Consider the following 24,003-nt stretch of genomic DNA (forward strand, 5'->3'; position numbering starts at 1 on the left):
ATTTTATTAAAACAATTTTTTGTGGTTATCGTGCGACCACCCCATAGCATCCTTATAGTTGCTATTTTTCTTTCCTCTCTTTCTGCCCGTATCACCACCGACTATTGCTTTCAAACCCACTCCCATGATTAGGGCTGATGCTATCAAATCTAACATAGTACGTTCCCTTTCTTTTTATTTACGTTTTATTTATTGATTTTCATATTTTCAAACTATCATATTTCACTCATTGATATGAGTTTCATAGTCAGTAAAGGATGTCACAAACCGCACCTTTATACACCCTATCTCGAAATATACCGAAGTGGCAATGATGTCAGTGATTGTCTTTATTCGCAACAAAGATATGAAGATATTCCCAAAACGCAAAACAAACAATCAATAAAATACTGTGTAAAACAACGTAGCACTGCATCTCAAATTTTAACGGACTATTGACTTAAATTCAGGAATTTTATCTAAATTTGCATTCATTCTCTACACGTGGCTTATTTCCCTCATGTTTAGAAAACCTGATTTGAAAGCGAACAAGAACATCAATCATGCAACTCTTGAAACAGATTAGATTAGCGATATATTTTGCTATATTCATTTTGATAACAAGTTGTTCATCAACACGTTTTGTACCACAAAATGAATATTTGCTGGAAGAGGTGCAAATCAAATCCGATCAAAAAGGATTTGATGCAGCTTCGTTGGAGCCATACATTCGCCAGAAAGCCAACTCCAAGTGGTTCTCTCTTTTCAAAATTCCATTGGGAACTTATGCGCTTTCGGGTCGAGATACCACGAAATGGGTGAACAGGACGTTACAAAAGATTGGTGAAAAACCTGTTATTTTTGACACCTTACAAGCACGTCTGTCCCAAAAAGATTTGAAGACGGCACTGCAAAATGCGGGCTATATGCATGCAGAAGTGTCTTTTGATGTGAAAACCAAGGGCAAGTCGCTAACGGCTATTTACACGCTTCACCCTGGAAAACCTTATTATATCAACAGTGTAACTTACGACATTCAAGACCAACAAATTCAGCGAGTTTTGGCATTGGATAGACCCCAGAATGCTGCGTTGGGTCTAAAAGCAGGTTCGCGCTTTACTGTCGATCGTTTAGACGAAGAACGTGAGCGAATCACCAAACTGTTATTGGATAGTGGGTTCTATAAATTTCATAAAGACTTTATCGTGTTCGAGGCAGATTCCACTCGTCAGCGAACGGGAGTGAATCTGATAGTCAAGCTGTTAAAATATCGTGCCAATAGTGATGCCCCTATCACCAATCATCCACGCTACACCATTAGAACGATTCGTTATACCTCGAAAGACAGCACAAAAATCAATCTGCGCCCTTCTGTTTTAATGTATAATACTGCCCTCATTGAGGGGGAGCCGTTCTCTGCGAGCAAACTTCAGCAAACCTATCTTAACTTTGCAAAACTACAGGCTATCCAATATACCAATATAAGATTTAGGGAATTACCCGATACTACCTTGCTTGATTGTGACATTCAGTTAAGTCAACAAAAGCCAAGAACCATCTCTTTTCAGCCTGAAGGTACCAACACGGCAGGTGATTTGGGAGCCGCTGTGCTGTTCACTTATGAAAATAGAAACCTGTTTCGTGGGAGTGAGGTGTTGAGCTTACAGTTGCGAGGAGCCTTTGAGGCCATCACGGGCTTAGAAGGTTACAATGATCAAGATTATCAAGAATATAATGCAGAGGCAAAAATTCTGTTTCCACGATTTTTGGCACCATTCCTTTCCCATTCTTTTCGTCGGCAACGGAGTGCTTCTTCCGAAATTTCGTTGAGTTATAACTTGCAGAATCGCCCAGAGTTTCATCGGCGTGTCTTTTCTTCTGCCTTTAGGTATCGCTGGAGTGAGCCTCATCATCACTTGTCCTATCGTTTAGATTTGATAGATTTGAACTATGTCCACATGCCTTGGATTTCGGAAACTTTCAAGCGAGACTATTTGGAGAGCGTGAGTAATCGAAATGCCATATTGAGATATAATTATGAAAATCTGCTTCTCATGAAGATAGGTTTTGGGGTCACCTATAATGACGGTCAGCATGCTGTCATTGCCAATATTGAGACGGTGGGTAACATCTTAGGCGGAGTGGCAAAGCCCTTGGGGTTCAAAAAGAATGAGGATGGACAATACAAGCTATTTAATACCGCCTTTGCGCAATTTGTCAAAGGCGACATTGCTTATACTCGTTTGGTAGCATTCGACTCCAACAATTCGTTAGCATTGCATGTAGGTCTCGGCATTGCTTATCCTTATGGCAATTCAAAAGTTTTGCCTTTCGAGAAGCGATATTTTTCTGGAGGTGCCAACTCGGTGAGAGGGTGGAGTGTTCGCGAGCTTGGACCGGGAAGTTTTAGAGGAACAGATGGACGAATTGATTTCATCAACCAGACTGGTGACATGAAGTTGGATATGAATGCAGAGTTTCGCACCAAGCTGTTTTGGAAACTGAATGGCGCTGCCTTTATCGATGCAGGCAATATTTGGACTTTGCGAGCCTATGAGGAGCAGCCAGGGGGGCAGTTCAAATTAGATCAATTTTATAAACAGATAGCAGTGGCTTATGGTTTGGGACTTCGACTGAATTTCGGTTATTTCATCCTTAGATTTGATATGGGCATGAAAGCCATCAATCCAGCTTATACAAGCAATGAGGAGCATTATGCTTTTTTGCACCCTAATCTTAAACGCGACTTCGCCTTCCACTTTGCGGTTGGTTTGCCCTTCTAATCGTGTTCTTGTGTCTTCTCAAGAGACTATCAGTTAAACTGCTATTTCTACACAAGAAACATCCATATATCCAAGCTGTTAAAAGCTAACCGAAAAAGTAGTTACGAGTGCAGGAAGTAGAAAAAACTCCAACCGCATCAATTCTTTTATAGCTCTACCTCGTCAATGTGTAAAGTGATAGTACCAGCTGGCACACGTACCGTTACCTCATCTCCTCGCTTCTTGTCTAACAAAGCTTGGGCAATGGGAGAGTGAATAGATATCTTTCCTTCTCGCATATTGGCTTCGTGTGCGCTTACAATGCGATAGGTCATCTTGGCTTTGTTTCCTAAATTTGTTATCGTCACTTTGCTTAGTAATCCTATTTTATCGGCTGACAAACGAGAGGTGTCAATCACACGAGCAAACTCCAAGACTTTCTGCTTAAATCTTATTCGACTCAGCAATCGACCTTGTTCGCGTTTGGCGGCATGATATTCGAAGTTTTCGCTCAAGTCGCCTTTGTCTCGCGCCTCTGCTATGGCGTCTCTAACTCGTGGTAGTTCTATCGTTTCAAGTTGTTTTAATTCAGCCACTAACTTGTCGTAGCCTTCTTGTGACATATATTCCATAATGTGCTCTCGTTTTAATTTTTCATCTTTATTTAATAGTAAGACGCCCCTGCATGAGGTTGCATATAAAACGCAGGAAAGCGTTTTTTAGTATTATTGCTGTCCGCTAAAACTTATCTATAGCCTTCTTTGTAAGAAAAGAAGCCTCCCATGGACTGTCTACGCAGTATGAGTCAGTTAATTACTACCTCTTTTTCGTCAGAATCAGGTATGCGGAAGATTTTAACAAGGAGAGTAGGATTGCAAGCTGTTTGTGACTTTTATATAAATTTATCGGCAAAAAAATTGGCGTTGTTTACTAATTCGTTATCTTTGTGACAAATAAGATGAGAAATAATGCTCAAACGAGAATATATCAGGCAAAACGAATTATGAATAAATATTTTAAGAAACAGCAGGATTTTCCTGCATGAATAAAGAGCAAATGAACCAACTTGAGTATGGACATGCTGATGTGCAACATTCCACGTTATTCCGCATCTTCGCTGGTTTAGGCAAGCGAGTTTCTTTTTCTATTCTTTAATGAATTGGAAGGGCGGTAGGATTTCCTTTCCCTACTAATATTTGAAAGTACGGTACTAATTTTATTAGGTTTAAATAATATGACTAATAACTATACACCTTTACAGGAAGAAAATGATTTCGGCTTTGTTTCAGACTCTCAACATAATTGGGGAGGTCCATGGACAGAGGAGAAATTGGATGCCTTTGAGAAGTATGTCAATGCCTATCTTACGATTATGAATAAATATCGTGACAAGTTCAATTGGAAATTACTTTATTTTGATGGCTTTGCCGGTAGCGGAACAAGAAATACCAACCATGAATCTGACTCTGAACTGATGATGGAGTTGTTTAAGGAACAAGATATTTCTCTCGAACAAATCAACGTCTATCAAGGTGCGGCAGAGCGAGTGGTGAGCATAAAGCAGCAAGGATTCGATTATTATTATTTTGTAGATTTAGACAAGTCAGCAAATGATGAACTGAAAGAGAAACTGCAACCATATTCTGACCAGGGAAAGAAACTTATCTTCAGAAATAGAGATGCCAACAGCATTGTTAAAGAAATGGGGAAATACCTTGCCGATCACAAAAACAAGTTTAAAGGACTTGTTCTTTTGGATCCTTTCGGTATGAATTTGGATTGGGAAACCATCGCATCCTTAAAAGATGCCTCCATAGACCTTTGGATATTGGTTCCCTCTGGTGTCATCATTAATCGCCTCCTTGAACGTGATTGCACACTAAGACATATTGAAAAGCTTAAACAATACTTTGGGTTAACCAAAGCGGAAATTGAAAACAGGTTCTACACAATGAGAAAAGATCAAACTCTTTTCGGAGAGATTGAAAAGAAGGAAAAGGTAAAAGAACCGATAAAGAGAATTGCAGAGCTTTATGTTGAAAGACTCAACACGCTTTTTCCTTATGTGACGCCTGATCCTCTCGTTATGACAAACAGGCTGGGTGTGCCCATCTTCCATTTTGTATTTGCCTCTCACAACAGGACGGCAATGAATATTGCACAACAAATCATTTCAAAGAAATCAAAATGAGAACAACAAAGATAGAATGGACCGACAAGACTTGGAATCCTATAACTGGTTGCACCAAGAAGTCGGCAGGCTGCGCACACTGTTATGCGGAGACCATGGCAAACCGAATCAGGAACATGGGGCTTGACAAATATAGAAACGGCTTTGAACTGACATTGCATGAAAGTGCATTGGAGGAGCCATTGAATTGGAAGAAGGGACATAACATTTTCGTTTGTTCCATGAGTGACATCTTTCATGAAGAGGTTCCATTTGAGTTTGTGGACAAAATGATGGCAACTATCCGAAAGACTCCTCAGCATAGATATCAGATTCTCACAAAGCGTGCTGAAAGAATGAAAGAATATTTTTCCTCACGAGAGATCCTGCAGAATGTATGGCTTGGTGTAACTGTTGAGTGCAAAGCTACAAAGTTCAGGATGGACTTTCTCAGAGACCTTCATGCCAGCGTCAAATTTCTGTCGTGTGAACCCTTGCTTGAAGATTTGGGAGAGATGGATCTGAAAGGAATTGATTGGGTGATTGTAGGAGGAGAAAGTGGACCGAAAGCACGCCCGATGAAATTGGCATGGGTAACCAACATCATGCACCAAGTAGAATCGCAAGATGGTGCATTCTTCTTCAAACAATGGGGCACATGGGGAAGCGATGGTGTGAAGAGAAATAAGCATAAGAACGGTAAATTGATTGATGGCAGAGTGATACAGGAAATGCCATTGACAAAGACAGTTTAGCTTGTAGAATCCCATCTCAACAAGTAGAAATTATGGAAAATACGAAATAGTGAAAAAGCAGAAAGCCTTGCAAGGAATGAACGACAACGAGAAGGGGGTGCTTATAGGGTTGTTTCAGCATCATTAGAAATATAGACAGGTATGGGAGCGTAAGTTCGAAACCGTGGAGACAGAACTCGACTTCCCCGATCCATATAAATTAAGGAGAATGCATTATGGAATACAGCAAGGAAGAAAAATTGGAATGGACGATGATTTTCATTCATGAGTTTGGCAAGCGCTTTGGTCTAACGATGAAACAAGCTTTTGGCTATCTGAGCCGTTTCAAGGGTATTGACTTCATTGACAAGCATTACGGTTTTGTACACACGCAGTCGTTTGAAAGTATGGTGGACGATATCGCTGGATTATGCAAAAGAATGGGAGGACATTTGGGATGAGACTCTATCATGGCACAAATGTTAATTTTACAATATCGACCTGACGAAATCAAGACCTAACAAGGACTTTGGGCAGGGCTTCTACTTGTCGGATGACCGAAGGCAGGCAGAAGAACTGGCAGCCGCACGGGTGGCACTGACAGGAGGTGAAGTTGTCGTTCTTAAATATGATTTTGACGAAGCGCTGCTTGATAGTGGTGCGCTACGAGTAAAACGCTTTGACAACTAATTGTAGTTTTTGTCTTGAAAATTTACCAAAAAACGGCCATCTAAAATCTTCAAAATAGAAAAAAATAATAGGCAAACGATGGACAAAAATGCGCTGATTTTGATAAAATAGACGGCTCTTGAGGCTGAAACATTGAGTTTACGGTCTTGGAAACATGTATTAGAGGTGTTATTCACATGCTTCAACCTTATTAAAGCATGCAAATAGGAGGCTTATCTCAATGCTTTAACCGCCAAAAAACGGTGAAAATAGGAAAGGAAAGTGGCGACAAAAGCGTAACACTGTAAATACCAACAGATTATAAACTTTGCTCATTTCTCGCGTATTTGCGACCCACTTTGCTGTTGGTGATTTTCATGCGAGTTCTGAGAGGCACTTTGTAAAGAAAATTCAGCATCTTTTATACTCTCATATCGTGCGCCACTCATTCTACCAATGTTGCCTTTTGAATGTGTTTCGTGATGCAAATACACCGCACGTTTGTTTAAGGGAAAAATTGTTGAACAACAAATAAAACCAATAAAACCAATAAACTCATCAAGGCAATGAACGCAAGCGTTCTTCGAATAGCACAAATTTGCCAACAATAATATGTTGTGAGTATTCACTAAATTTGTTTCATTGGGTGAACGCTGGCATTCATTGAATCCAACAATAGGATTCGTTTTATTGGTTAAATTCGTTGTTGGTACAAAATATCATGATTGTTTTTGACATCAAACGACCATGTTAATGAAACACTTGTGGTGCAAACATCTTTCTCCAAAAAAAGAATCGTGGGCAATAGCAGGCAGCTGTGCAACCGATAGCGTGTTGTGGGGGAAAGGGACTTGTGGTTGAAGACTAATATTGCCAACGCACTCCTATTTGCAAATTGAATTGTAGTGGTTTGTCTTTCCAGTACGTGTTGAGTGGTTGATGTTGCGGAATGTAATATTTAAGTCCCGGTTCCAAGTAGGCTCCAAGATGAGGCGTAACGTTGTATTGTATGCCAAGAGCAGCTTGTGTTGACCATTGCTGGGCTGTTTTCTTTATGTCTTGTGTCACTCCCTCTTTGGTGTTTTGTGCCTTCACATTGAAGTCAACCTGCGCCCCAGCCATGGCATAAGTGCGAAGATGCTTGTTTTGCCAAAACGCATAACTGATATTCACGGGTACACCTACGTAGTGGAGCGACTGTTGCGTCGTGAAGCGAGTTGTCCCCATGGTCTGAATAAAGTCAGATTGTAGCTTGGTATATACCACTCCTGTAGAGACAGATAAACGAGAGTGCAATGCAACGCTGAATGAAAGTCCTAACGAAATGGGTTGATGGTGTACTACTTCCTCATGCGTTTGGTTCAGAATGGGCGATACATCATCCGCAAAAAGCGTGTAGGCTTTTGACATGAAATAGTCATTGTACATCATTACGGGTTGGGCTGCATGAATAGGATTACTGGTAGAATAGCTCATGAGCGCATTGCTGGCATACAAATTCATGGATAAGGTGGAGTTGTGTCCTGAAGTTGTTGTATGGTGATGCGTTGCGTACGTGCGTGTACGCTGTGCTACTTGCTTGTCCGTTGCATGGGCAGTTGGCGTTGTGGTGGCGCTCTGTGCCTGCGTATTTGGCTGCTGCGTGGCAGGTTCAGCGGAAGAAAATGTCTCGATAGAGGGTTGTGTGGTGCCACTATTGTCAGCCGAAGCAACATCTTTTGAGACGTTGGTGAGTAAGATTTCCTCTGGTTGTGCTTGCGGCTTGACTTGTGATGCAGCAACAGTAGACTGCCCTGTGCTTGTGACGGTTGTTTCTATCAATGGTGTTAAGGCGGTTGTAGGTTGCTGTCCTTGTGCCGTAGAGGTTGCTTTAGGCTCCATGTAGGTTTGTTGATTGGCACTTGCGGAGGGTTGTTGAGATGTTTGTACCGCAAGCGAAGGTGTGGAGGTTTGCTGATGAAACAGCACATAAGCGGCTCCACCCAATAAGGCAATACAGATGACAGCTGCGGCAGCATATCGACGCCACAGGCTGATGTGGGTTGCGTGTTTGGTATATGGAGGGTTGGTGAGCTGTTTTTCGATGCCAGTCCACAAGTCGGTCTCAACAGGTTCTTGGTGTTGAGCCATGCGCTTTTGTAAGTCGTCAATCCAGTTATCGTGTTTCATAAGTTACTCTTTCTCTTGTAATCGTTAATCATGCGAGCCAACATGTTTTTTGCTCGAAAAAACTGTGAGGCTGACGAATTTTCCTTGATGCCCAAGGTATGGGCTATTTCTTGATGACTTTTTTGTTCAAAGACAAATAAATTAAATACCGTTCGATACCCATCGGGCAATTGTTGTATCATTTTTAGCAGCACATCTATGGGTAGCTGTCGTGTATCTACCTCATCTTCGTGTTCATCATCGGGCACGTCTATCAAGTCGTTGGTAAGCTGTAGCCGCTGGTTCTCACGTAGATAGGTCAGCGACTGGTTTGCCACAATGCGCATGAGCCACGCTTTGAGAGAGCCCTCGCCCCGATACTTAAACCGCTGGATGGCAGAAAAGGCTTTGACAAAACTGTCTTGCAGCACATCTTGCACCGCATCACGGTCGGGGATGTATCTTAGTGCAACGGTCATGGCATAGCCACAATAGCGCTCGTACAACTGTCGCATGGCTTGCTGGTTGCCGTTGAGAATGGCTGTCAGAAGTTGTTTTTCAGTTTCCACCAGTGGCACTTTTCTTGAGAGTATGAAATTGAACGGCTTGAGGTTCTTTGTAGTTAACGATGGTACTGTTGTCCACTTTCACCGCCTCTATGTAAAATACCGATGAGAAAGTCTCGTTTTGTTCGTTATAGGCACCCGCTGCATTCCCTTTTTGGATGATGATTTGAATGAAGTGGCTCTTGCCATTCGCCGTGAAGGAATAGGTGTAATCGCTGGGCAGTGCCACCATATAAATGGTGGTTGCCGAATAGCCTGTCTCTTGATAGAGTACATGGTAGGCATTAGTTGGTACGACTTGAAGCGTGGTGAGTCCCAATTTGCGCATGATAGCCACTTTAGCATCAGGCAAAAGAGGAATGTAAGTGTAGCTTTGGTGTATACCTAATTCTAATTGGGCTGTGCCTATTTGCTTCTCTTGATAAGTCCAAATGCCCTGATATTTCCCGAAATAGGACGGTATTTGTCTGTTTGAGCTATATAAGGATTCGCTTAACGGGTCGTCATTGTATGAGGTACATGCCGTCAACAATATCCCTATGAAAAGATAAAAAAGTGATCTCATTTGCTGAATCGTTTTATACTCTAATAACGTTAAAATAAAAAAATCTTGCATGCGAAATGCAAGATTTTTACTTTTTCTTCATTATAAAGACAGTAAGGAATTAAAAATAATAAAAATAAATACCAAAAAAGATGTTTAGATATTTAGTCACAATGTTACTACTCATGGGGATTCGGTTGGGCGTACAAGCGCAGGAGACCCCTCAAAAAGGGTATCCCTACGAGCGTACTGAGCTTTCAGTGGGCATCGCTTTGCACAATAGTTATGGAAATGAATATGATAGTAATTATCCCTCACCTTTATTAAATCGAGAAACCCCAATGGACGATTATCATGCAGGAAAATTTTATATCGATGAAATGAAATCGAGTCCAACGGTTTGGGTAAACATTTTTCATCATATCAGCAAACATTGGGCTGTTGGTCTACAGGGTTGTTACGGCTACAGTATGTGTCAACGATATCGATCACTAACAGCGCAAAAAGACGGAAAGTTAGATTTGCATGACTTCATTGCATTGTGGAGTTTGCGCTACTATTATTGCATACACCAAAAATATAGCTTTTATAGCGGCATATCGTTAGGCTTCAACAAACTGTTGTATAAGCATTATGATGCTTCCGAGTACTCCGCAAAAACTCATATGATAAAAGATGCCACTATTTTTGGTTTCTTAGTAGGAACAAAATTTTATGGATTCAGTGAAATAACAACGAATGTTCGTGGATTATTAAGGGCAGGTGTTGGATATCGCTGGTAATTAGATAAACGAAAACAGTACATCCTTTGGAAAAAACAAGAGGCACTTCATGGTTAGGAAAATGTAATACAACCACATAAAAAATAAACAATACGCAGATGAAGACAAAACTATTTATAAGCATACTTATGGTAACAGCAACCCTTCTTGCAGGATGTCAATGGGAGGAAGAAGACTATGACCAATGGCATAAGACGAAGGCAGGTAGAACAGCTTATCTATATATGGAAACAAATATGAAAAGTTTGACGAATATCGTTGCCTATACACAAATGTTTAGACAATATATAAGGCAAACCACTGTTGAGGGTCGAGACTCTGTCAATGCTCTTTACTTTAGAAATATTAAAATATTAAGGGAACGTGACCTACAGCACAGTCAGTTTTTTTATAATATGTTGGTAAAAAATGAATATGGACAGATTCTCTATATCATCTCTTTTTTCAACACCTCTTCGACTGATTGGAAAATTGATGCTGCTGTTTCAAGTGGTGATGGCAAACTGTATTATCATTTACAAGTAAAGGATGTTGATTCTAATCAGTGGACGATTGAAAAGAGTTGGAGTGATGCAAAGGAGTCAACAGTAGTAAAAAGTGATAGTACAGACGCAACCAATGTTTGTAATCGCCTTTCTCGTAAGGCTTTCTTCATGAAAAATAAACCGTTGACAGTAACATGGAGTAGTTACTCGGATTATCCACACTTTGCATTAAAAGGAGAGGGAGAGTTGGAGAGTTGTGCAACTCCTCAACTAAAATTGCTGTATTCTATTACTCAGCCATTCGAAGTTATCACCTTGCCCAAGTATCTTGATGCAAAGAATTTAAGGAGCAGTGATGCAAATCAGACCTATGTATCGAGTTACGAAGGTGATTTGAGGCTTATTGCCATAGACACGATTGACCGAACGACAGATACCTATGATATTACGTTGACGTATGACGAGATTTATATCAAGATGAATGATATAAAAGAGAGTTGGCAACGGTAAAGAGGGATAAGGTGTTTTTTCAGCCTTTCAATAGTGTTTGGTGATCCTTTTCGAACACTTTGGGATACTTAGCTTGCAGGCATAAGTTGACCAAGCTATTTGCTACCAATTCAATATCGCTGAGATCCACCCCACGTTCACGAGACACGTCTTTTCCTAAACATACTTCCCAAGTGGCATTGAAACAAGTATCTTCAGCTCCAACGTACGAGTGATTGGCAGTGTCGCCTGGTAATATCTTGTAACGAATGGCTTTTTTCGATGCTACTGGCTGCATAGATAGTAGCAAATCGTAAGCGTGCTTGAGTTCGGGACGAAACTTACTGGTGCCAGGAAACATGTCATTGATAACGGGCATGAGTTCGTCAAAATCGTAAGCTTGAAGCAATTGGTATAGTTTCATGATAGGGTAGGGTTGATAAGAGGTTGTTTGTGGGTGGATTGATAAGCCCATGAACACAATCATAGAATGGGCTTATCAAACCTAATTTGTGCGTTAAAACTTCGCCATCTTGATAGCTACTACCGCACACTCGTCGCCTTTGTTTCCTAATTTTCCGCCACTTCTATCTTTGGCTTGTTGCAAATCGTTGGTGGTGAGCAGACCAAAGATAATAGGAATCTCGCTTTTACTATTTAAGGTAGCTATCCCATTGGTGACTCCTTGGCAGATATAATCAAAGTGGGGCGTTTCGCCTCGAATGACGCATCCTAAGATAATCACGGCATCATAGCCGCCATTGAGTACCATTTGGTGTGCGCCATATACAAGTTCGTAACTGCCTGGAACCGTCTTCACATGGATGTTCTCGGGCAATGCTCCATGCTTTTCGAGCGTGGAAACCGCTCCATCAAGTAATGCTCCTGTGATTTCAGAATTCCACTCGGATACCACGATGCCAATACACATGTTACTGGCATCGGGTACTTTGCTGGCGTCATAGTCGGATAAATGATGTAATGTAGTCGACATAAGCTTATCTGGACGCACGTTCAATGTACTTATCTATCTCGGAACTTTGTACAACTGCCGAGTTGATATACTTTTTCTTGATGTCTTGATAAATCTTGAGTGCCTCTTCTTTCTTGTTTTGACTTTCTAAGATCTCTGCTGCTTGCATCATAAAGGTTGGTGCAAGACTGTAATTTACCTTTCCTTCTGCTTTGCTGTCGGCTTTTTCTGCAGCTTTCTTGAGGGTGCTAACGGCTTTGTCTAATTGGTTGACGTGTGCATAGGCATTGCCTAATGCAGCTAACGCAGCAGGACTAATCATGGCATCGTCTTTTCCATTGAACTTATCAAGATACTGTACTGCTTCGTTCCATTTGTCCATATTGGCATAACACAAGCCAGCATAGAGGTTGGCTAAGTTTCCTGCATCGGTGCTACTGTAATCGCTTGCGATTTTAAGAAAGCCATTATAATTAACTTTATCACCATTCAATGCTTTTTCAAAATCGCCTGCATTGAAGTATTGTTGACCTTTCCCCAGTTCGGTACTTGCTTTTTCAGCACGTGGTTTCTGTACATAAGCATTGTACAAGAAAATACCAACAATAATAACTACAATTGCTGCAGCAGAAATGATAATAGCTTTTTTGTTCTTAACGAAGAAAGCTTGTGATTTGGTGAGAGCTTCATTCGTTTCTTCTACTCCCTTCACTTGTTTGTTTGCCATTTTATGATAATATTTATATTTATTTTTTCGGTTTTCATTCTTTGGCATGAAACGTGCTAAGATGACATCCCAAGCCATGATGCGTTGCAAAATTAAAGTATTTATCCGATATATTGAAATTTATTACTTACTTTTTTCGTTTTTGACTATCAAATAAGGTAACTTTGCAAAACTTATCGATTCATCAGCTTTTCGATTTATAAATGCTTGTTCATGCTTTTAAAGAAGATTTCAATCCTTAATTACAAAAATATAGAAGTGGCAGATTTGGAGTTCTCCTCCAAGTTGAATTGTCTCATAGGGCATAATGGAGAAGGAAAGACTAACTTATTGGATGCTATCTATTATTTATCGTTTTGTCGAAGTGCTTTTAATCCCATTGATTCGCAATTGATTCTTCATGGGCGGGATTTCTTTTCTTTGCAGGGAACTTATTTGCGAGACGACGGTGACGAGGAACTGATTCATTGTGGATTGAAGCGTGGAACAAGGAAGCGATTTAAGCGCAATGACAAGGATTATAAGCGACTTTCGGAGCATATTGGATTGATACCGCTGATTTTTGTGTCGCCTTCGGACACGATATTGATTGAGGGAGGGAGCGAAGAGCGCAGACGCTTTTTGGATATGGTCATCTCGCAATTAAATCGAACCTATATAGAACATTTGAGCAGATATAATAAAGCTTTAGCTCAACGTAATGCGCTTTTGAAGAAAGAGGATGCTCCCGATTTGTCTCTCTTGGAAATTCTCGAGCAAGAAATGGCTGTTCAAGGCGAGGCAATCTTTGCAATAAGGCAATCGTTTATCGAAGAGTTCATTCCTGTTTTTCAATCTATCTATGACAGTATTTCAGGACATCATGAAGAGGTGTCATTGCAGTATATATCGCACGCACAAAGGGGACCGCTATTAGACGTTATTCAGCGTGACCGCATGAAGGACAGGGCTGTGGGTTATTCGCTGCATGGTGTTCATCGAGATGACCTGCAAATGATGATAGGGGATTATCAGATGAAGCGTGAAGGGAGTCAGGGACAAAACAAAACTTATGTCTTAGCGCTGAAGCTTGCGCAGTTTGATTTCTTGCAGCGTACGTCTTCTGCCACCCAACCATTACTGTTGTTAGATGATATCTTTGATAAGTTGGATGCAGAGAGGGTAGAGCGTATTGTAGATTTAGTGACCAGTACGACTTATGGACAAATTTTCATGACCGATACCAATCGGGCTCATTTAGATAGAATATTAAGCAGTCATTCGTTTGATTATAAATTATTTGTGGTGAATAATGGGGATATTGTCGAAAATAGAGGAAGTAAGTAGTGTTCTGAAATAGATTTCAAGGAATAGTTCGCTGTGTTTATTTATTTTCCTCCATATTCTCAAGCACAAACTTGTTATGGTTTGATGAAGAAACTTCACTTTTTTAGTAAAATATGTTTAAGCGTCAGGTACAAACTTTAGATGAAATATTGCAAAAGGCATTGCGTGAGGGTGGACTTGAAACCCCACTTCGCCAACGACGACTCATTGATGCGTGGTCTGAAGTTGTTGGGCAGACTGTCAATGCTTATACTGGCGAGAAATTTATTCGTAACCAGACGTTGTTTGTAAAAATAAAAAATCCTGCACTAAGGCAGGATCTTTCTATGATGCGCTCGCAGTTGGTGAAGAGACTCAATACTGCTGTGGGAGCTTTTGTCATCAGCGATGTAAAGGTGTACTGAGGTTAGTTGACGAGTTCACAAGTTGACGAGTTGACGAGTTTGTAAGTTCTTGAGTCTTTGAGTTTTTAAGTTCTTGAGTTCACCAGTTGACGAGTTTACGAGTTCACAAGTTTATAAGTTGATGAGTTTTTAAGCTCTCAAGTTGACATTATCAGAATGTTACGCAACCTAAGTTTCTGTCTACCAACATGCCATCGATGGCTTTTAGATTGAACGTACCAGCCCTCTTTGCTTTCAACTTGATGATAAACAACTCTACATCGCCTTCGTCCAATAAGAAGTTGTTGCCACGATTGACGAATGTTGGCGTTAGTTCTTTTTGTCCATTGGTGTGCAAACGGTCGTAGGTAAGGTTCACCATATCTTTCATGTTCAGTAATTGTGTACCTACGTATTCGTATTCATTGGTGTTGTAGGGTAGGGCAAAGCTCAATGCGTTGACGTAATGTAAGCCTTTGCCTACGACTTTAACTTCAATGATATCACCAGCTTGGAATCTTTTCTTGTTGGGAACTAACACCAATTTCCCGTCTACCTTGTCGTTAGAGTTGCGCACTCCTCCGTCCAGTTCCGTAGCTACGCACGAGATGTCGTAGGCGTCAATGAGTCCGTTGCCGTTGATGTCGCCAATCTTGATGTAGTCGAAATCGCTATCGCCCTTGCGCAGCCCCGTGTAGTTCATGTACGACGTGAGGTCGTTTTCATCGATAAACTTGTCACGATTGATGTCGCCTTGCAATGTACTTTCTGTACCAGGTACCTTAAACACGTACATTTCTTTTCCTGAAGCGAAGTTGCCAACGGCTTTAGTGAGTTGTAGTTTAAGATATCGAGCCTGCGGCTTTTCTTTGAATGTGAATGTTTTACATTCTCCGTCTTGTTTCCATTCAAAGGCTGTGGGATTGCTCCAGCTCTGTCGGTTGGTAGCGTAGGCGATAGTGCCTTGTAGCAACGTTCCATTGCCTGCATCCTCGCGTGGCAGGTATTCTAATTTGTCAAGGGTGTTCACAGACTTTAAGTCGATGATAAGGTCGGCAGGTATGGCTTCGCCCTTTCCCCACTTGGAGTGCCATGTGGTTTTCTCATCGAAGTCGAACAGTTTATCCGTTCCTTGTCCTGGCTGATTGGCGCAGGTAGCTTGTGCCTTGATGCCCTTGATGGCAAATTGCAGCGGATCGGCTTTTGTTTTCCCTATGAAGTCCTGCCATTCAGATTGATTGTCCTTGTTGATAGCTCTAATTTTGAACGAGTAGGTTTGTTCGGGTTGCAGTCCGTTGAAAGTAAACTGGTTTTGACGAATTGTTGAGTAAGTCATTCCATTGAACAATATCTCGTAATAGTCTGCATTGGCTGTCTTTTCCCATGTTGGTGTAAGTGAGAAAGCGCCAATAGACTTTTGTGCTATTTGTGGGAGAGGAGCCTTTAAGGAACCAGTGTGTTGAGCCAGTGCGGGTAAGGTGATGTTAAAATCAAATCCTTTAACTTTCACCACCATCTTGTTTTGGCTTACATTAGTCTTGGCTATCTTTACCAACAGTTGTGGATTCTTTGTCATTTGCACGTGTTGCATTTGGCTACCTGCTGTGGAGAACTGGTTCAGATTGGGTTCTTTTAGGTAGAGACAAGCATTGTCGCTGGCATCGAGTTCTTGAAGATTGTTTACCCATTTAAGCCTTATGCTTCTGTTATTCACCTTTGCTGTTACCTTCTTTGGTTGCTGGCTCACATTGATACGTAGCAATGTTTGTTTATTGGGTTCGTATCCTTTGAATGCGCCCTTGGTGGGTTCCATGGTGATAGTAAGGTTTTGTTTACCGTCAGTCTCTGCATGAATGTCGGTGGTGACATATTCACCACATTTGTATGCCTGTGTATTGCCATCATCATCGTACTCTTCAAAGTGACTTTCGTTGTTGGGCGTTGCATATATTTCATAAATGCGCAAGTCATTCTTTATTTGAGTTGGATTGTTGTTGGCATTGGTCATGGGAATGATAGCGTTGGCTTTTACAAATACTGGCAGCTTCCAAATGGGTGACTCAAAGTTATTGATAATACATCCTCCTTGGTAAGTGTGCCCTGTAAAGTAATCTACCCATTTTCCTTCAGGCAAATAAATTCGGTTACGAATGTCGTTTCCCTCCTTGTCCATTTGCGTATCTTTATAAATAGGTGCAACGAGCAATGAAGGACCATACATAAATTGGTACTCTGTGTTGGTGCCGAGCGTGTAAGGGTTCGGGTCATCCAAGAACATAGCACGTATCATTGGCTTACCGTCAATGGCTTGATGAGCTATAGAATAGGTGTAGGGCATGAGTTGGCTTTTCCATTTCAGGTAATGTCTGTTGATGCTTGTCGCTGGTTCACCAAGTGCATCAGGATATTTAGGATTGCTTCCCCAACCGTCCATATTGAGTCCCATAGGATTGAACGTCTTCCATTGGAATTCTCGGATGTTCACAATAGGGTTCTTTCCTCCAAAGATACCATCGAGATCGGAGGTAATATTGGGTTGTCCTGACAATCCAGAGCCAATGAAAGTAGGAATGTGAAAACGAATGTACTCCCAATCTCCTCCTGTTTGGTCACCGCTCCATATCGTAGCGTAACGTTGTGTTCCTGCCCAACCGTCAAGTGAAATGATGAAGGGGCGTGCATTATTTCCGTAGTAAGGCATGATGTGAGCGACATCAGCCACACCATTGAGACCAAATGAGTAGCCGTTGCCCACCCATGCTACATCAGTCTTGAGTACACGTACTCCAGCATTTCGCACTTCTTTCACGATGTCACGTTGCAACAAAGGCTCTATGCCAGGTTTTGGATGTAGGTCGCTTTGTGTCCATAGTCCTATCTGTACGCCATTTGCTTTTGCATAGTCGCCAAATTTCCGCAAGTTTTCAATATTTCCATCAAGCGTGTTGGTTTGTCCGTAGCCTGCTCCATAGCCATCGTTGGGTAAGAACCAACCTAAAGGCATATCATTCTTCACATATCTATCTATGGCAGCACGCGCCGAGAATTGGTAGTTTCCTTTCTCTCCGTTGAGGCTTTCCTTGATGCCTCCGTTGTCTTTTTGGCTTTCTTTGTATGTTTTTCCATCGGGCATAAGGATATTTCCTTTGGGGTCTTCTTTCCAATAATCGCGGTTGTATGCGTTGAGATGTCCCTCGTAAAATCCAAACTTAGGCATCAGTACTGGGTGTCCTGTTAGTTGGTAAAAGTCATTGAGCAGTGCCACAGGTGTTTCGTCTACCATCACGAACATATCGAGGTAGGCTTCTTGATGATGTAGTTTCACTTGTTGTGGTTGTGCTGCAGCGAAATCGTATCGCCCGGGTTTGAAGGTATGCCATAGTACGCCATAGCCTTTGTTACTCCAATAGAAAGGTGTCGGTGATGCTACACCTCCGTCAACCCAATTGTTGGTGTTTTCTATGGCGATACTTCTTCCTTTGTGTGAGAAGCGTCCATTTTGAACACCTCCGCCAAAAAAGTATTCATCTGTATGAGCCTTCATCGTAACAGTGGTACCTTGTGCGTTGATATCTGCCACCATGAGGTCTTCGAGTGCATTCTTTCCGTTGAGGTTGTTGGTAACATTCATCCTACCATCTTTTTTGTCAATGCTTAGTGTGACGTTACGTGTAGAGATGATGATGTTGTTTCCCTTGTCTTTTAAAGTAAAATCGGTAAGGGGCAGACGTGGATTGTTCACCAATATATCCGCAGGAGGTGTAGCTTGTGGGTTACGAACAACGGGGTTCGTGTCGTCTCTAAAAAGACGGAAGATGTTGTTAGCGTAAAAATCAATGGTGATGTGCTTATCGTTTGTATCATAGACTTCTACCGTCGTTGGATTTATCTGCACGGCTCGAGAAATAACTGCATTTTTATTGGTAGACACATTTGTTTGTGCTTGCCGTGCTGTTAGTGGTTTGTTACCTGCGCAAATGGGATTGTTTTTACTTCCAGTGATGAGCAACGCTATTGCTAAGGAGTATCCTAATAAGTGCTTGTTGTTCTTTAGAATATTCATATTTTATTTTTAATAAGTCCTGTTTTTGTGGGTTAGATATTATTTGTAGATACAACGACTTCATCCATGCGGATGTCGTTTTTGTCAGCGGGAACCTCGGTTACCTGTTGAAATGGAAAGCATATACCTATTTTATATAGGTGGGGCACGGTGCTCAAGAAACGATCGTAGTAGCCTTTTCCACGTCCCAATCGATTTCCTTGTTTGTCGAATGCCATGCCAGGAATGAGTGCCACATCAATTTCATCAAATGCTGTAAAGGCATCTGCCTGCGGTTCCATGATGCCAAACGGTCCTTGAGCAACTTGAGAAGATGGCTTGTAAGGGCATATTTTCAAGTCATGATCACCAACCACAACAGGTAGCAGAATGTTTTTCCCCTGCGCCAGTAGCTGTTCCATCAGACAATGGGTGTCAACTTCGTCTGGCAACGATGCGTATAGCAGAATGGTGTTGGCTACCTTTATGCGAGGATGTTCGAGCAAAGTTGCTGTAATGGGTGTCGACATTTCGCACAATTGTTCAGGTGTGAATGTGCGTTTCAATTGTCGTATTTGTTTTCTTAGCGTTTGTTTATCCATAACCATCATGAATTTTTTAGCCAGTTTTACATACAAGAAGACTTTGTGTCATCGTTTATGCTTGAAATATTTGTGGCATTTGTCTTATCTCAGGCTGGCGTTGCAGCGATGTTGCTTTGGCTACTCGTTTTGCTGGAGCCTTTGGAAAGGCTGCATTGTTTCTGAAAGTCTTCAGTGCCTCACGTATGGTTGCGTCATCTTCATTGACATACTCCAGCCAAGCTTGTTCGTCAAGCATATTGTAGATGATGCGACTATTGATAAATCTGTCGAGCAAATAATGAGATTTACGTATCATGAGGTTGCGCCGTTTCAGTCCCTTGTCGTTTGCATAGGTGGCAAACTTGTCAACAAGGTTTTGTTTTTTAAGATAGTCTGCCAGTTCCATCATCTCTTTGAAGTTGTTCAATTTTGGACGATTATCATCAGTGTAGGTAAATGCGAATTGTAAGATGAGTCCACTCATCGTGGCTTGTTTATAATACGAAGTAAAGCCAGTGGTGTCTTCAGGTACGAAGATGTCCGGCGTGATACCTCCTCCGCCATACACTACACGTCCGTTACTGGTGTGATATTTGGGACCCGTGTGTTTGATAGAGTCTTGTGAGAAGAACTCTCCGTGCTCGTATCGGCTCATCAAATCTTGTGCATAATCATCTGTCTCACCATGTACATAGGGCTTTTGAATACATCTTCCCGAAGGAGTATAATAGCGTGCAATCGTGAGTCGAACCATACTACCATCCGAAAACTCTATTTGCTTTTGAACTAATCCTTTACCAAACGAGCGACGTCCAATGACTGTAGCTCGGTCGTTGTCCTGCATTGCACCTGCAAATATTTCACTTGCCGATGCTGAACCTTCATTAATCAGTACTACCAATGGCGTTTGTTTGTAACTGCCACGACCATCCGAACGAAAATCTTGTCGAGGAGATTTGCGTCCTTCGGTGTACACAATCAGTTTGTTTTTAGGTAAAAACTCATTCGCCATTTGTACTGCCGATTGTAAATAGCCGCCCGTGTTATCACGCAAGTCGATGATTAAATTCTGAAAGCCTGACTCTCCAAGCTTTGCTAATGCCACCAACAGCTCTGCGTAGGTTGTTTCTCCAAAGCTTTTTATACGGATATAGCCCGTTTTGTCGTCAATCATATAAGTGGCAGATACGCTCTTAATTGGGATGTCACCACGCGTTACGACAAACGATTGCGGCTTGCTGTGCCCATATCGCAGCACTCCAATCTTTACTTTTGTGTTCTTTGGTCCCTTGAGTCGCCTCATTGCTTCTTGGTTGGTAACCGCTTTTCCAACAAAAGTCTGGTCGTCTACCATTACAACCTTATCGCCAGCCAAAATACCAGCACGTTCAGCAGGTCCGTTCTGAATGACATTTTGTACATGAATAGTATCTTGTCGTATCACAAACTGAATGCCAACGCCGGAGAAAGAACCTTGCAAGTCTTGATTGGCTGCTTCTACATCTTTCGCACTGATGTACACACTATGCGGGTCGAGTTCGGTTAATATCTTTGGCATTGCGTCCTCTACCAAGGAATCCAGATTAACCTTATCTACATACTGATCGTCGATGATGTGCAGTAAGTTGTTGATACGGTTGGTTCCCGTATTGATGATGCTCAATCGATTGCCAGAAAAATGGTTGGAGTAGAATGAGCCAACGATAATTCCAATGACCACACAAAGTGCCATCATGAGCGGCATAAAACGATTTGACTTCTTATTATTCATTGGTGAGTTATTGAGTTAATGAGTTGATAAGTTATTGAGTTGAGTTCTTGAGTTAATGAGTTGTTGAGTTTTTTAGTTATTAAGTTATTATTCCAAATACTCAACTTTAATGTTGGCTTTCTTCAGTAAGTTAAGACCATCATCTAAACGGTATTTCTCTCCGTAGACAACTCGTTTGATGCCTGCTTGGATAATGAGCTTTGCACATTCAATGCAGGGAGAGGCAGTGACATAAAGAGTTGCTCCGTCGCTGTTGTTCGAACTGCGTGCCAACTTGGTAATGGCGTTGGCTTCAGCGTGTAGCACATAGGGATGGGTAACGCCTTGTTCGTCTTCACATTGATTTTCAAAGCCGCTGGGGGTGCCGTTATATCCGTCGCTGATAATACGTTGGTCCTTTACTACCAATGCACCCACTTGTCGTCTCTGACAGTAAGAGTTCTCTGCCCAAATACGTGCCATGCGTAAATAGCGTTGATCTAATTGGTGTTGCTTGTCTTTTGTTATCATCAGATTTTATATCGCCTGTTGCAAGAGTCGCATCTCTATGGCAATCCTTGCAAAGATTGTTTTGTTGTTCTATTTATTTCTTGATACCGTTGCGCTCTAAGAGTGCATCAATGGTTGGCTCTTGTCCTCTAAATCGCTTGTAAAGTGTCATCGGATGTTCTGTGCCTCCTTTCGAAAGGATGTTTTGACGGAAACTTTCTGCCGTCTTTTGGTCAAAGATACCATTTTTCTTGAACACGCTGAAAGCGTCAGCATCCAGCACTTCTGCCCATTTATAACTGTAATATCCAGCCGCATAACCGCCTGCCATGATATGCGAGAATTGGGTTGTCATGCAGGTGTTTGGTAACTGCTTGCCAAGTATCGCCTTCTTCCAAGCTTCTTTTTCAAAGGGGATGATATCCTCATGGAAGTCTTTACGCTGCGTGTAATAAGCCATATCCAACAACCCAAAGCTCACTTGCCGCAAGCATGCCATGCCTACCATGAAGTTGCGACTCTTTCGTATTCGTTCGATGAGCTCATGGGGTATCACTTCGCCTGTCTCGTAATGGAAAGCAAAGGTCTGTAAAAACTCGGGTTCAACCGCATAATTTTCCATGAATTGCGAGGGAAGTTCTACGAAGTCCCACCACACATTGGTGCCCGACAAACTTTCAAAGCGTGTGTTGGCAAACATGCCATGCAGTGCATGACCGAACTCGTGCAAGAAAGTTTCTACTTCACCCAAGGTGAGTAGGGCAGGTTTTGTAGCGGTAGGCTTGGTAAGGTTCATGACAATCGAAGCATGAGGTCGCACGTTCTTCCCTTTGCGGTCAATCCACTGCCCTTGAAACTCCGTCATCCATGCACCGCTCTGTTTGCCTTTCCGTGGAAAGAAATCCGCATAAAGCACTGCTAAGTACGAACCGTCGCGATCGAATACTTCGAAAGCTTTTACATCAGGATGATACACCTTGATGTCTTTGTTCTCCTTGAACGTGATGCCATAGAGTCGGGTAGCCAATCCAAACACACCCTTGATTACATTCTCTAATTGAAAGTAAGGGCGCAACATCTCTGCATCTAAGTTGTATCGCTCCATCTGCAATTTGTGCGAATAGTATGCGGTGTCCCACGGCTGTATTTCAAATTCGCTTCCTTCTAATCGTTTTGCCAACTCTTCTAAGGACTTCTTTTCTTGCAGCGCCGTAGGCTTATAGGCTTCTATCAAGTCGTTAAGAAGTTGGTACACACGGTCAGTATCAGACGCCATTCTGTGCTTCAAGATATAGTCGGCATAGGTGTCGTACCCCAAGAGCTGCGCAATCTCTCGTCTCAAGTTTACCAATTGCTGGCAAATCTTTAGATTGTTCTCTGGGTTATCGTGCGTACCTACCGTGTTGCGTGCCATGTACATTTGGTGTCGCAAATCACGTTGAGTAGAGTAAGTCATGAAAGGCGAATAACTGGGCGCGTCCAACGTAAACACCCAACCTTGCAAGTTGCGCTCTTTGGCAGTGTGGGCAGCAGCGTCACGTGCCGTGTCGGGCAAGCCGTCCAACTGTTTCTCGTCTGTGATATGCAGTGTATAGGCTTTGTTTTCCTTGAGTAAGTTTTGCGAGAATTGCAGTGTTAGCATGCTCGCTTCCTCCGTTAGCTTCCTTAGTTGTGCTTTCTCTTCATCGGTGAGGAGTGCACCGCTGCGTACAAAGCTGTCGTATGTCTTTTCGAGCAGCATTTGTTCTTCGGGCGTCAATTCACGATGATGATGGTACACCTGTTGGACACGTTCAAACAAGCGTTTGTTAAGCTGTACATCGTTGGCGTGCTTTGTCAGTATAGGACTGAGCTTCTGTGCCAGTTCATCCAGTTGGTCGTTGGTCTCAGCGGAGAGCATACACGAAAAAACCGTCGAAACTTTGTCTAATAAGTCATAATATTCCTCGCCCTTTGATACGTCTACTCGTGCGATAGTGTTTTCAAAGGTAGGTTCTTCGGGGTCGTTAATCGTCTTTTCTATGATTTCATTGTCCCGTCGTATTCCTTCCATGAAAGCTTCTTCGTAATCCTCAAAACGTAGCTTGTCAAAAGGAAAGGTGTGGTGTAATGTGTGATAAGTTTCAAAAAAAATATTCTGTCGTTTCGCTTTCTCCGTCATGCTTTCTTTCATAAACATACAATCTTCTAATAATTATTGCAAAAGTACGAAAAATATCATAACACCTAATTATAAAAATAACATTTAACAATCGTTATCACACTCGCTGTTTCGTTGGGGAATAATCTTTCAATTTTTGTACACAACGCAGAAGAAATTAACAGCGAAATCAACTCTAAGTTTGCGACATGAAAAAAATAGGATTAAATCTTTTTGCTT

General features: G+C 41.8%; 22 protein-coding genes. 9 read left to right on the plus strand and 13 right to left on the minus strand.

The window, feature by feature from the left end; genetic code table 11:
* Window positions 1–6: 6 nt before the first annotated feature.
* Window positions 7–156, minus strand: a complete 150-nt coding sequence (locus HMPREF9304_RS14705; RefSeq protein ID WP_197061670.1) for a hypothetical protein — start codon at window positions 154–156, stop codon at window positions 7–9.
* Between the two features lie 386 nt (window positions 157–542).
* Between HMPREF9304_RS14705 and tamL the strand changes: the two genes are divergently transcribed.
* On the plus strand, window positions 543–2,762 hold the full coding sequence (tamL, locus tag HMPREF9304_RS09875) for a translocation and assembly module lipoprotein TamL (RefSeq protein ID WP_052046085.1): 2,220 nt from the start codon (window positions 543–545) through the stop codon (window positions 2,760–2,762).
* A 146-nt stretch (window positions 2,763–2,908) separates the two neighbouring features.
* Here the strand turns inward: tamL and greA are convergent, their stop codons facing one another.
* Window positions 2,909–3,373 carry a transcription elongation factor GreA gene (greA, locus tag HMPREF9304_RS09880; RefSeq protein WP_036928617.1) on the minus strand — a complete coding sequence of 155 codons (465 nt, stop codon included), beginning with the start codon at window positions 3,371–3,373 and terminating at the stop codon, window positions 2,909–2,911.
* A 602-nt stretch (window positions 3,374–3,975) separates the two neighbouring features.
* On the opposite strand from greA, the gene tcmP reads away from it, so the two are divergent.
* From tcmP to HMPREF9304_RS14985, 4 genes are all read left to right on the plus strand, one after another.
* Window positions 3,976–4,932 (plus strand): three-Cys-motif partner protein TcmP, encoded by a 957-nt coding sequence (tcmP, locus tag HMPREF9304_RS09885; protein WP_036928620.1) that lies wholly within the window; start codon window positions 3,976–3,978, stop codon window positions 4,930–4,932.
* The gene (locus HMPREF9304_RS09890; RefSeq protein ID WP_036928623.1) at window positions 4,929–5,666 is read left to right on the plus strand and encodes a phage Gp37/Gp68 family protein; all 738 of its coding nucleotides are present in this window, start codon (window positions 4,929–4,931) and stop codon (window positions 5,664–5,666) included. The genes tcmP and HMPREF9304_RS09890 overlap by 4 nt, the downstream gene beginning before the upstream one ends.
* Before the next feature lie 215 nt (window positions 5,667–5,881).
* Window positions 5,882–6,106 (plus strand): DUF3791 domain-containing protein, encoded by a 225-nt coding sequence (locus HMPREF9304_RS09895; protein WP_025072240.1) that lies wholly within the window; start codon window positions 5,882–5,884, stop codon window positions 6,104–6,106.
* A gap of 85 nt (window positions 6,107–6,191) precedes the next feature.
* Complete coding sequence (locus HMPREF9304_RS14985) at window positions 6,192–6,335, plus strand: DUF3990 domain-containing protein (RefSeq protein WP_231564510.1); 144 nt, start codon at window positions 6,192–6,194, stop codon at window positions 6,333–6,335.
* 843 nt (window positions 6,336–7,178) lie between these two features.
* On the opposite strand, the gene HMPREF9304_RS09900 is transcribed toward HMPREF9304_RS14985, so the two are convergent.
* Genes HMPREF9304_RS09900 through HMPREF9304_RS09910 form a run of 3 tightly spaced genes read right to left on the minus strand, consistent with a single transcriptional unit; the run spans window position 7,179 to window position 9,593 of the window.
* Window positions 7,179–8,483, minus strand: coding sequence for an outer membrane beta-barrel protein (locus HMPREF9304_RS09900; protein ID WP_036928625.1), 1,305 nt, complete (start codon window positions 8,481–8,483; stop codon window positions 7,179–7,181).
* Window positions 8,480–9,031 (minus strand): RNA polymerase sigma factor, encoded by a 552-nt coding sequence (locus tag HMPREF9304_RS09905; protein ID WP_036928627.1) that lies wholly within the window; start codon window positions 9,029–9,031, stop codon window positions 8,480–8,482. The genes HMPREF9304_RS09900 and HMPREF9304_RS09905 overlap by 4 nt, the downstream gene beginning before the upstream one ends.
* On the minus strand, window positions 9,021–9,593 hold the full coding sequence (locus HMPREF9304_RS09910; RefSeq protein WP_197061671.1) for a DUF4840 domain-containing protein: 573 nt from the start codon (window positions 9,591–9,593) through the stop codon (window positions 9,021–9,023). Before HMPREF9304_RS09910 ends, HMPREF9304_RS09905 begins: the two co-directional genes overlap by 11 nt.
* 131 nt (window positions 9,594–9,724) lie before the next feature.
* On the opposite strand from HMPREF9304_RS09910, the gene HMPREF9304_RS09915 reads away from it, so the two are divergent.
* Both HMPREF9304_RS09915 and HMPREF9304_RS09920 read left to right on the plus strand, forming a co-directional pair.
* Window positions 9,725–10,354 (plus strand): hypothetical protein, encoded by a 630-nt coding sequence (locus tag HMPREF9304_RS09915; RefSeq protein WP_156104803.1) that lies wholly within the window; start codon window positions 9,725–9,727, stop codon window positions 10,352–10,354.
* Window positions 10,355–10,452: 98 nt separating this feature from the next.
* Entirely contained in the window at window positions 10,453–11,349 is an 897-nt protein-coding gene (locus HMPREF9304_RS09920; protein ID WP_156104804.1) for a hypothetical protein, read from the plus strand.
* Window positions 11,350–11,368: 19 nt separating this feature from the next.
* On the opposite strand, the gene HMPREF9304_RS09925 is transcribed toward HMPREF9304_RS09920, so the two are convergent.
* The 3 genes from HMPREF9304_RS09925 to HMPREF9304_RS09935 all read right to left on the minus strand — a co-directional run bounded on the left by HMPREF9304_RS09925 (window position 11,369) and on the right by HMPREF9304_RS09935 (window position 13,028).
* A complete protein-coding gene (locus tag HMPREF9304_RS09925; RefSeq protein ID WP_036928646.1) occupies window positions 11,369–11,752 on the minus strand; it encodes a hypothetical protein in 384 nt (127 codons plus the stop codon).
* A 93-nt stretch (window positions 11,753–11,845) separates the two neighbouring features.
* Window positions 11,846–12,322, minus strand: a complete 477-nt coding sequence (gene ribH / locus HMPREF9304_RS09930; protein ID WP_008125730.1) for a 6,7-dimethyl-8-ribityllumazine synthase — start codon at window positions 12,320–12,322, stop codon at window positions 11,846–11,848.
* Between the two features lie 4 nt (window positions 12,323–12,326).
* On the minus strand, window positions 12,327–13,028 hold the full coding sequence (locus HMPREF9304_RS09935; RefSeq protein ID WP_036928648.1) for a tetratricopeptide repeat protein: 702 nt from the start codon (window positions 13,026–13,028) through the stop codon (window positions 12,327–12,329).
* 213 nt (window positions 13,029–13,241) lie between these two features.
* Here HMPREF9304_RS09935 and recF point away from each other — a divergent pair, with 213 nt between their 5' ends.
* Together recF and HMPREF9304_RS09945 are read left to right on the plus strand one after the other, a co-directional pair.
* On the plus strand, window positions 13,242–14,354 hold the full coding sequence (gene recF / locus HMPREF9304_RS09940) for a DNA replication/repair protein RecF (RefSeq protein ID WP_036928635.1): 1,113 nt from the start codon (window positions 13,242–13,244) through the stop codon (window positions 14,352–14,354).
* Window positions 14,355–14,467: 113 nt separating this feature from the next.
* Window positions 14,468–14,758, plus strand: a complete 291-nt coding sequence (locus HMPREF9304_RS09945; RefSeq protein ID WP_036928637.1) for a DciA family protein — start codon at window positions 14,468–14,470, stop codon at window positions 14,756–14,758.
* 151 nt (window positions 14,759–14,909) lie between these two features.
* On the opposite strand, the gene HMPREF9304_RS09950 is transcribed toward HMPREF9304_RS09945, so the two are convergent.
* From HMPREF9304_RS09950 to HMPREF9304_RS09970, 5 genes are all read right to left on the minus strand, one after another.
* The gene (locus tag HMPREF9304_RS09950; RefSeq protein ID WP_036928639.1) at window positions 14,910–18,800 is read right to left on the minus strand and encodes a TIM-barrel domain-containing protein; all 3,891 of its coding nucleotides are present in this window, start codon (window positions 18,798–18,800) and stop codon (window positions 14,910–14,912) included.
* Between the two features lie 32 nt (window positions 18,801–18,832).
* Window positions 18,833–19,381 (minus strand): 5-formyltetrahydrofolate cyclo-ligase, encoded by a 549-nt coding sequence (locus tag HMPREF9304_RS09955; RefSeq protein ID WP_036928650.1) that lies wholly within the window; start codon window positions 19,379–19,381, stop codon window positions 18,833–18,835.
* 55 nt (window positions 19,382–19,436) lie between these two features.
* Window positions 19,437–21,134, minus strand: a complete 1,698-nt coding sequence (locus tag HMPREF9304_RS09960; protein WP_036928642.1) for a S41 family peptidase — start codon at window positions 21,132–21,134, stop codon at window positions 19,437–19,439.
* An 87-nt stretch (window positions 21,135–21,221) separates the two neighbouring features.
* Complete coding sequence (locus tag HMPREF9304_RS09965) at window positions 21,222–21,644, minus strand: deoxycytidylate deaminase (protein WP_008125741.1); 423 nt, start codon at window positions 21,642–21,644, stop codon at window positions 21,222–21,224.
* 73 nt (window positions 21,645–21,717) lie between these two features.
* Entirely contained in the window at window positions 21,718–23,796 is a 2,079-nt protein-coding gene (locus HMPREF9304_RS09970; RefSeq protein WP_036928651.1) for a M3 family metallopeptidase, read from the minus strand.
* Window positions 23,797–24,003 lie beyond the last annotated feature (207 nt).

The organism is Hoylesella timonensis S9-PR14 (assembly GCF_000762405.1).
GTDB classification, from domain to species: domain Bacteria; phylum Bacteroidota; class Bacteroidia; order Bacteroidales; family Bacteroidaceae; genus Prevotella; species Prevotella timonensis_A.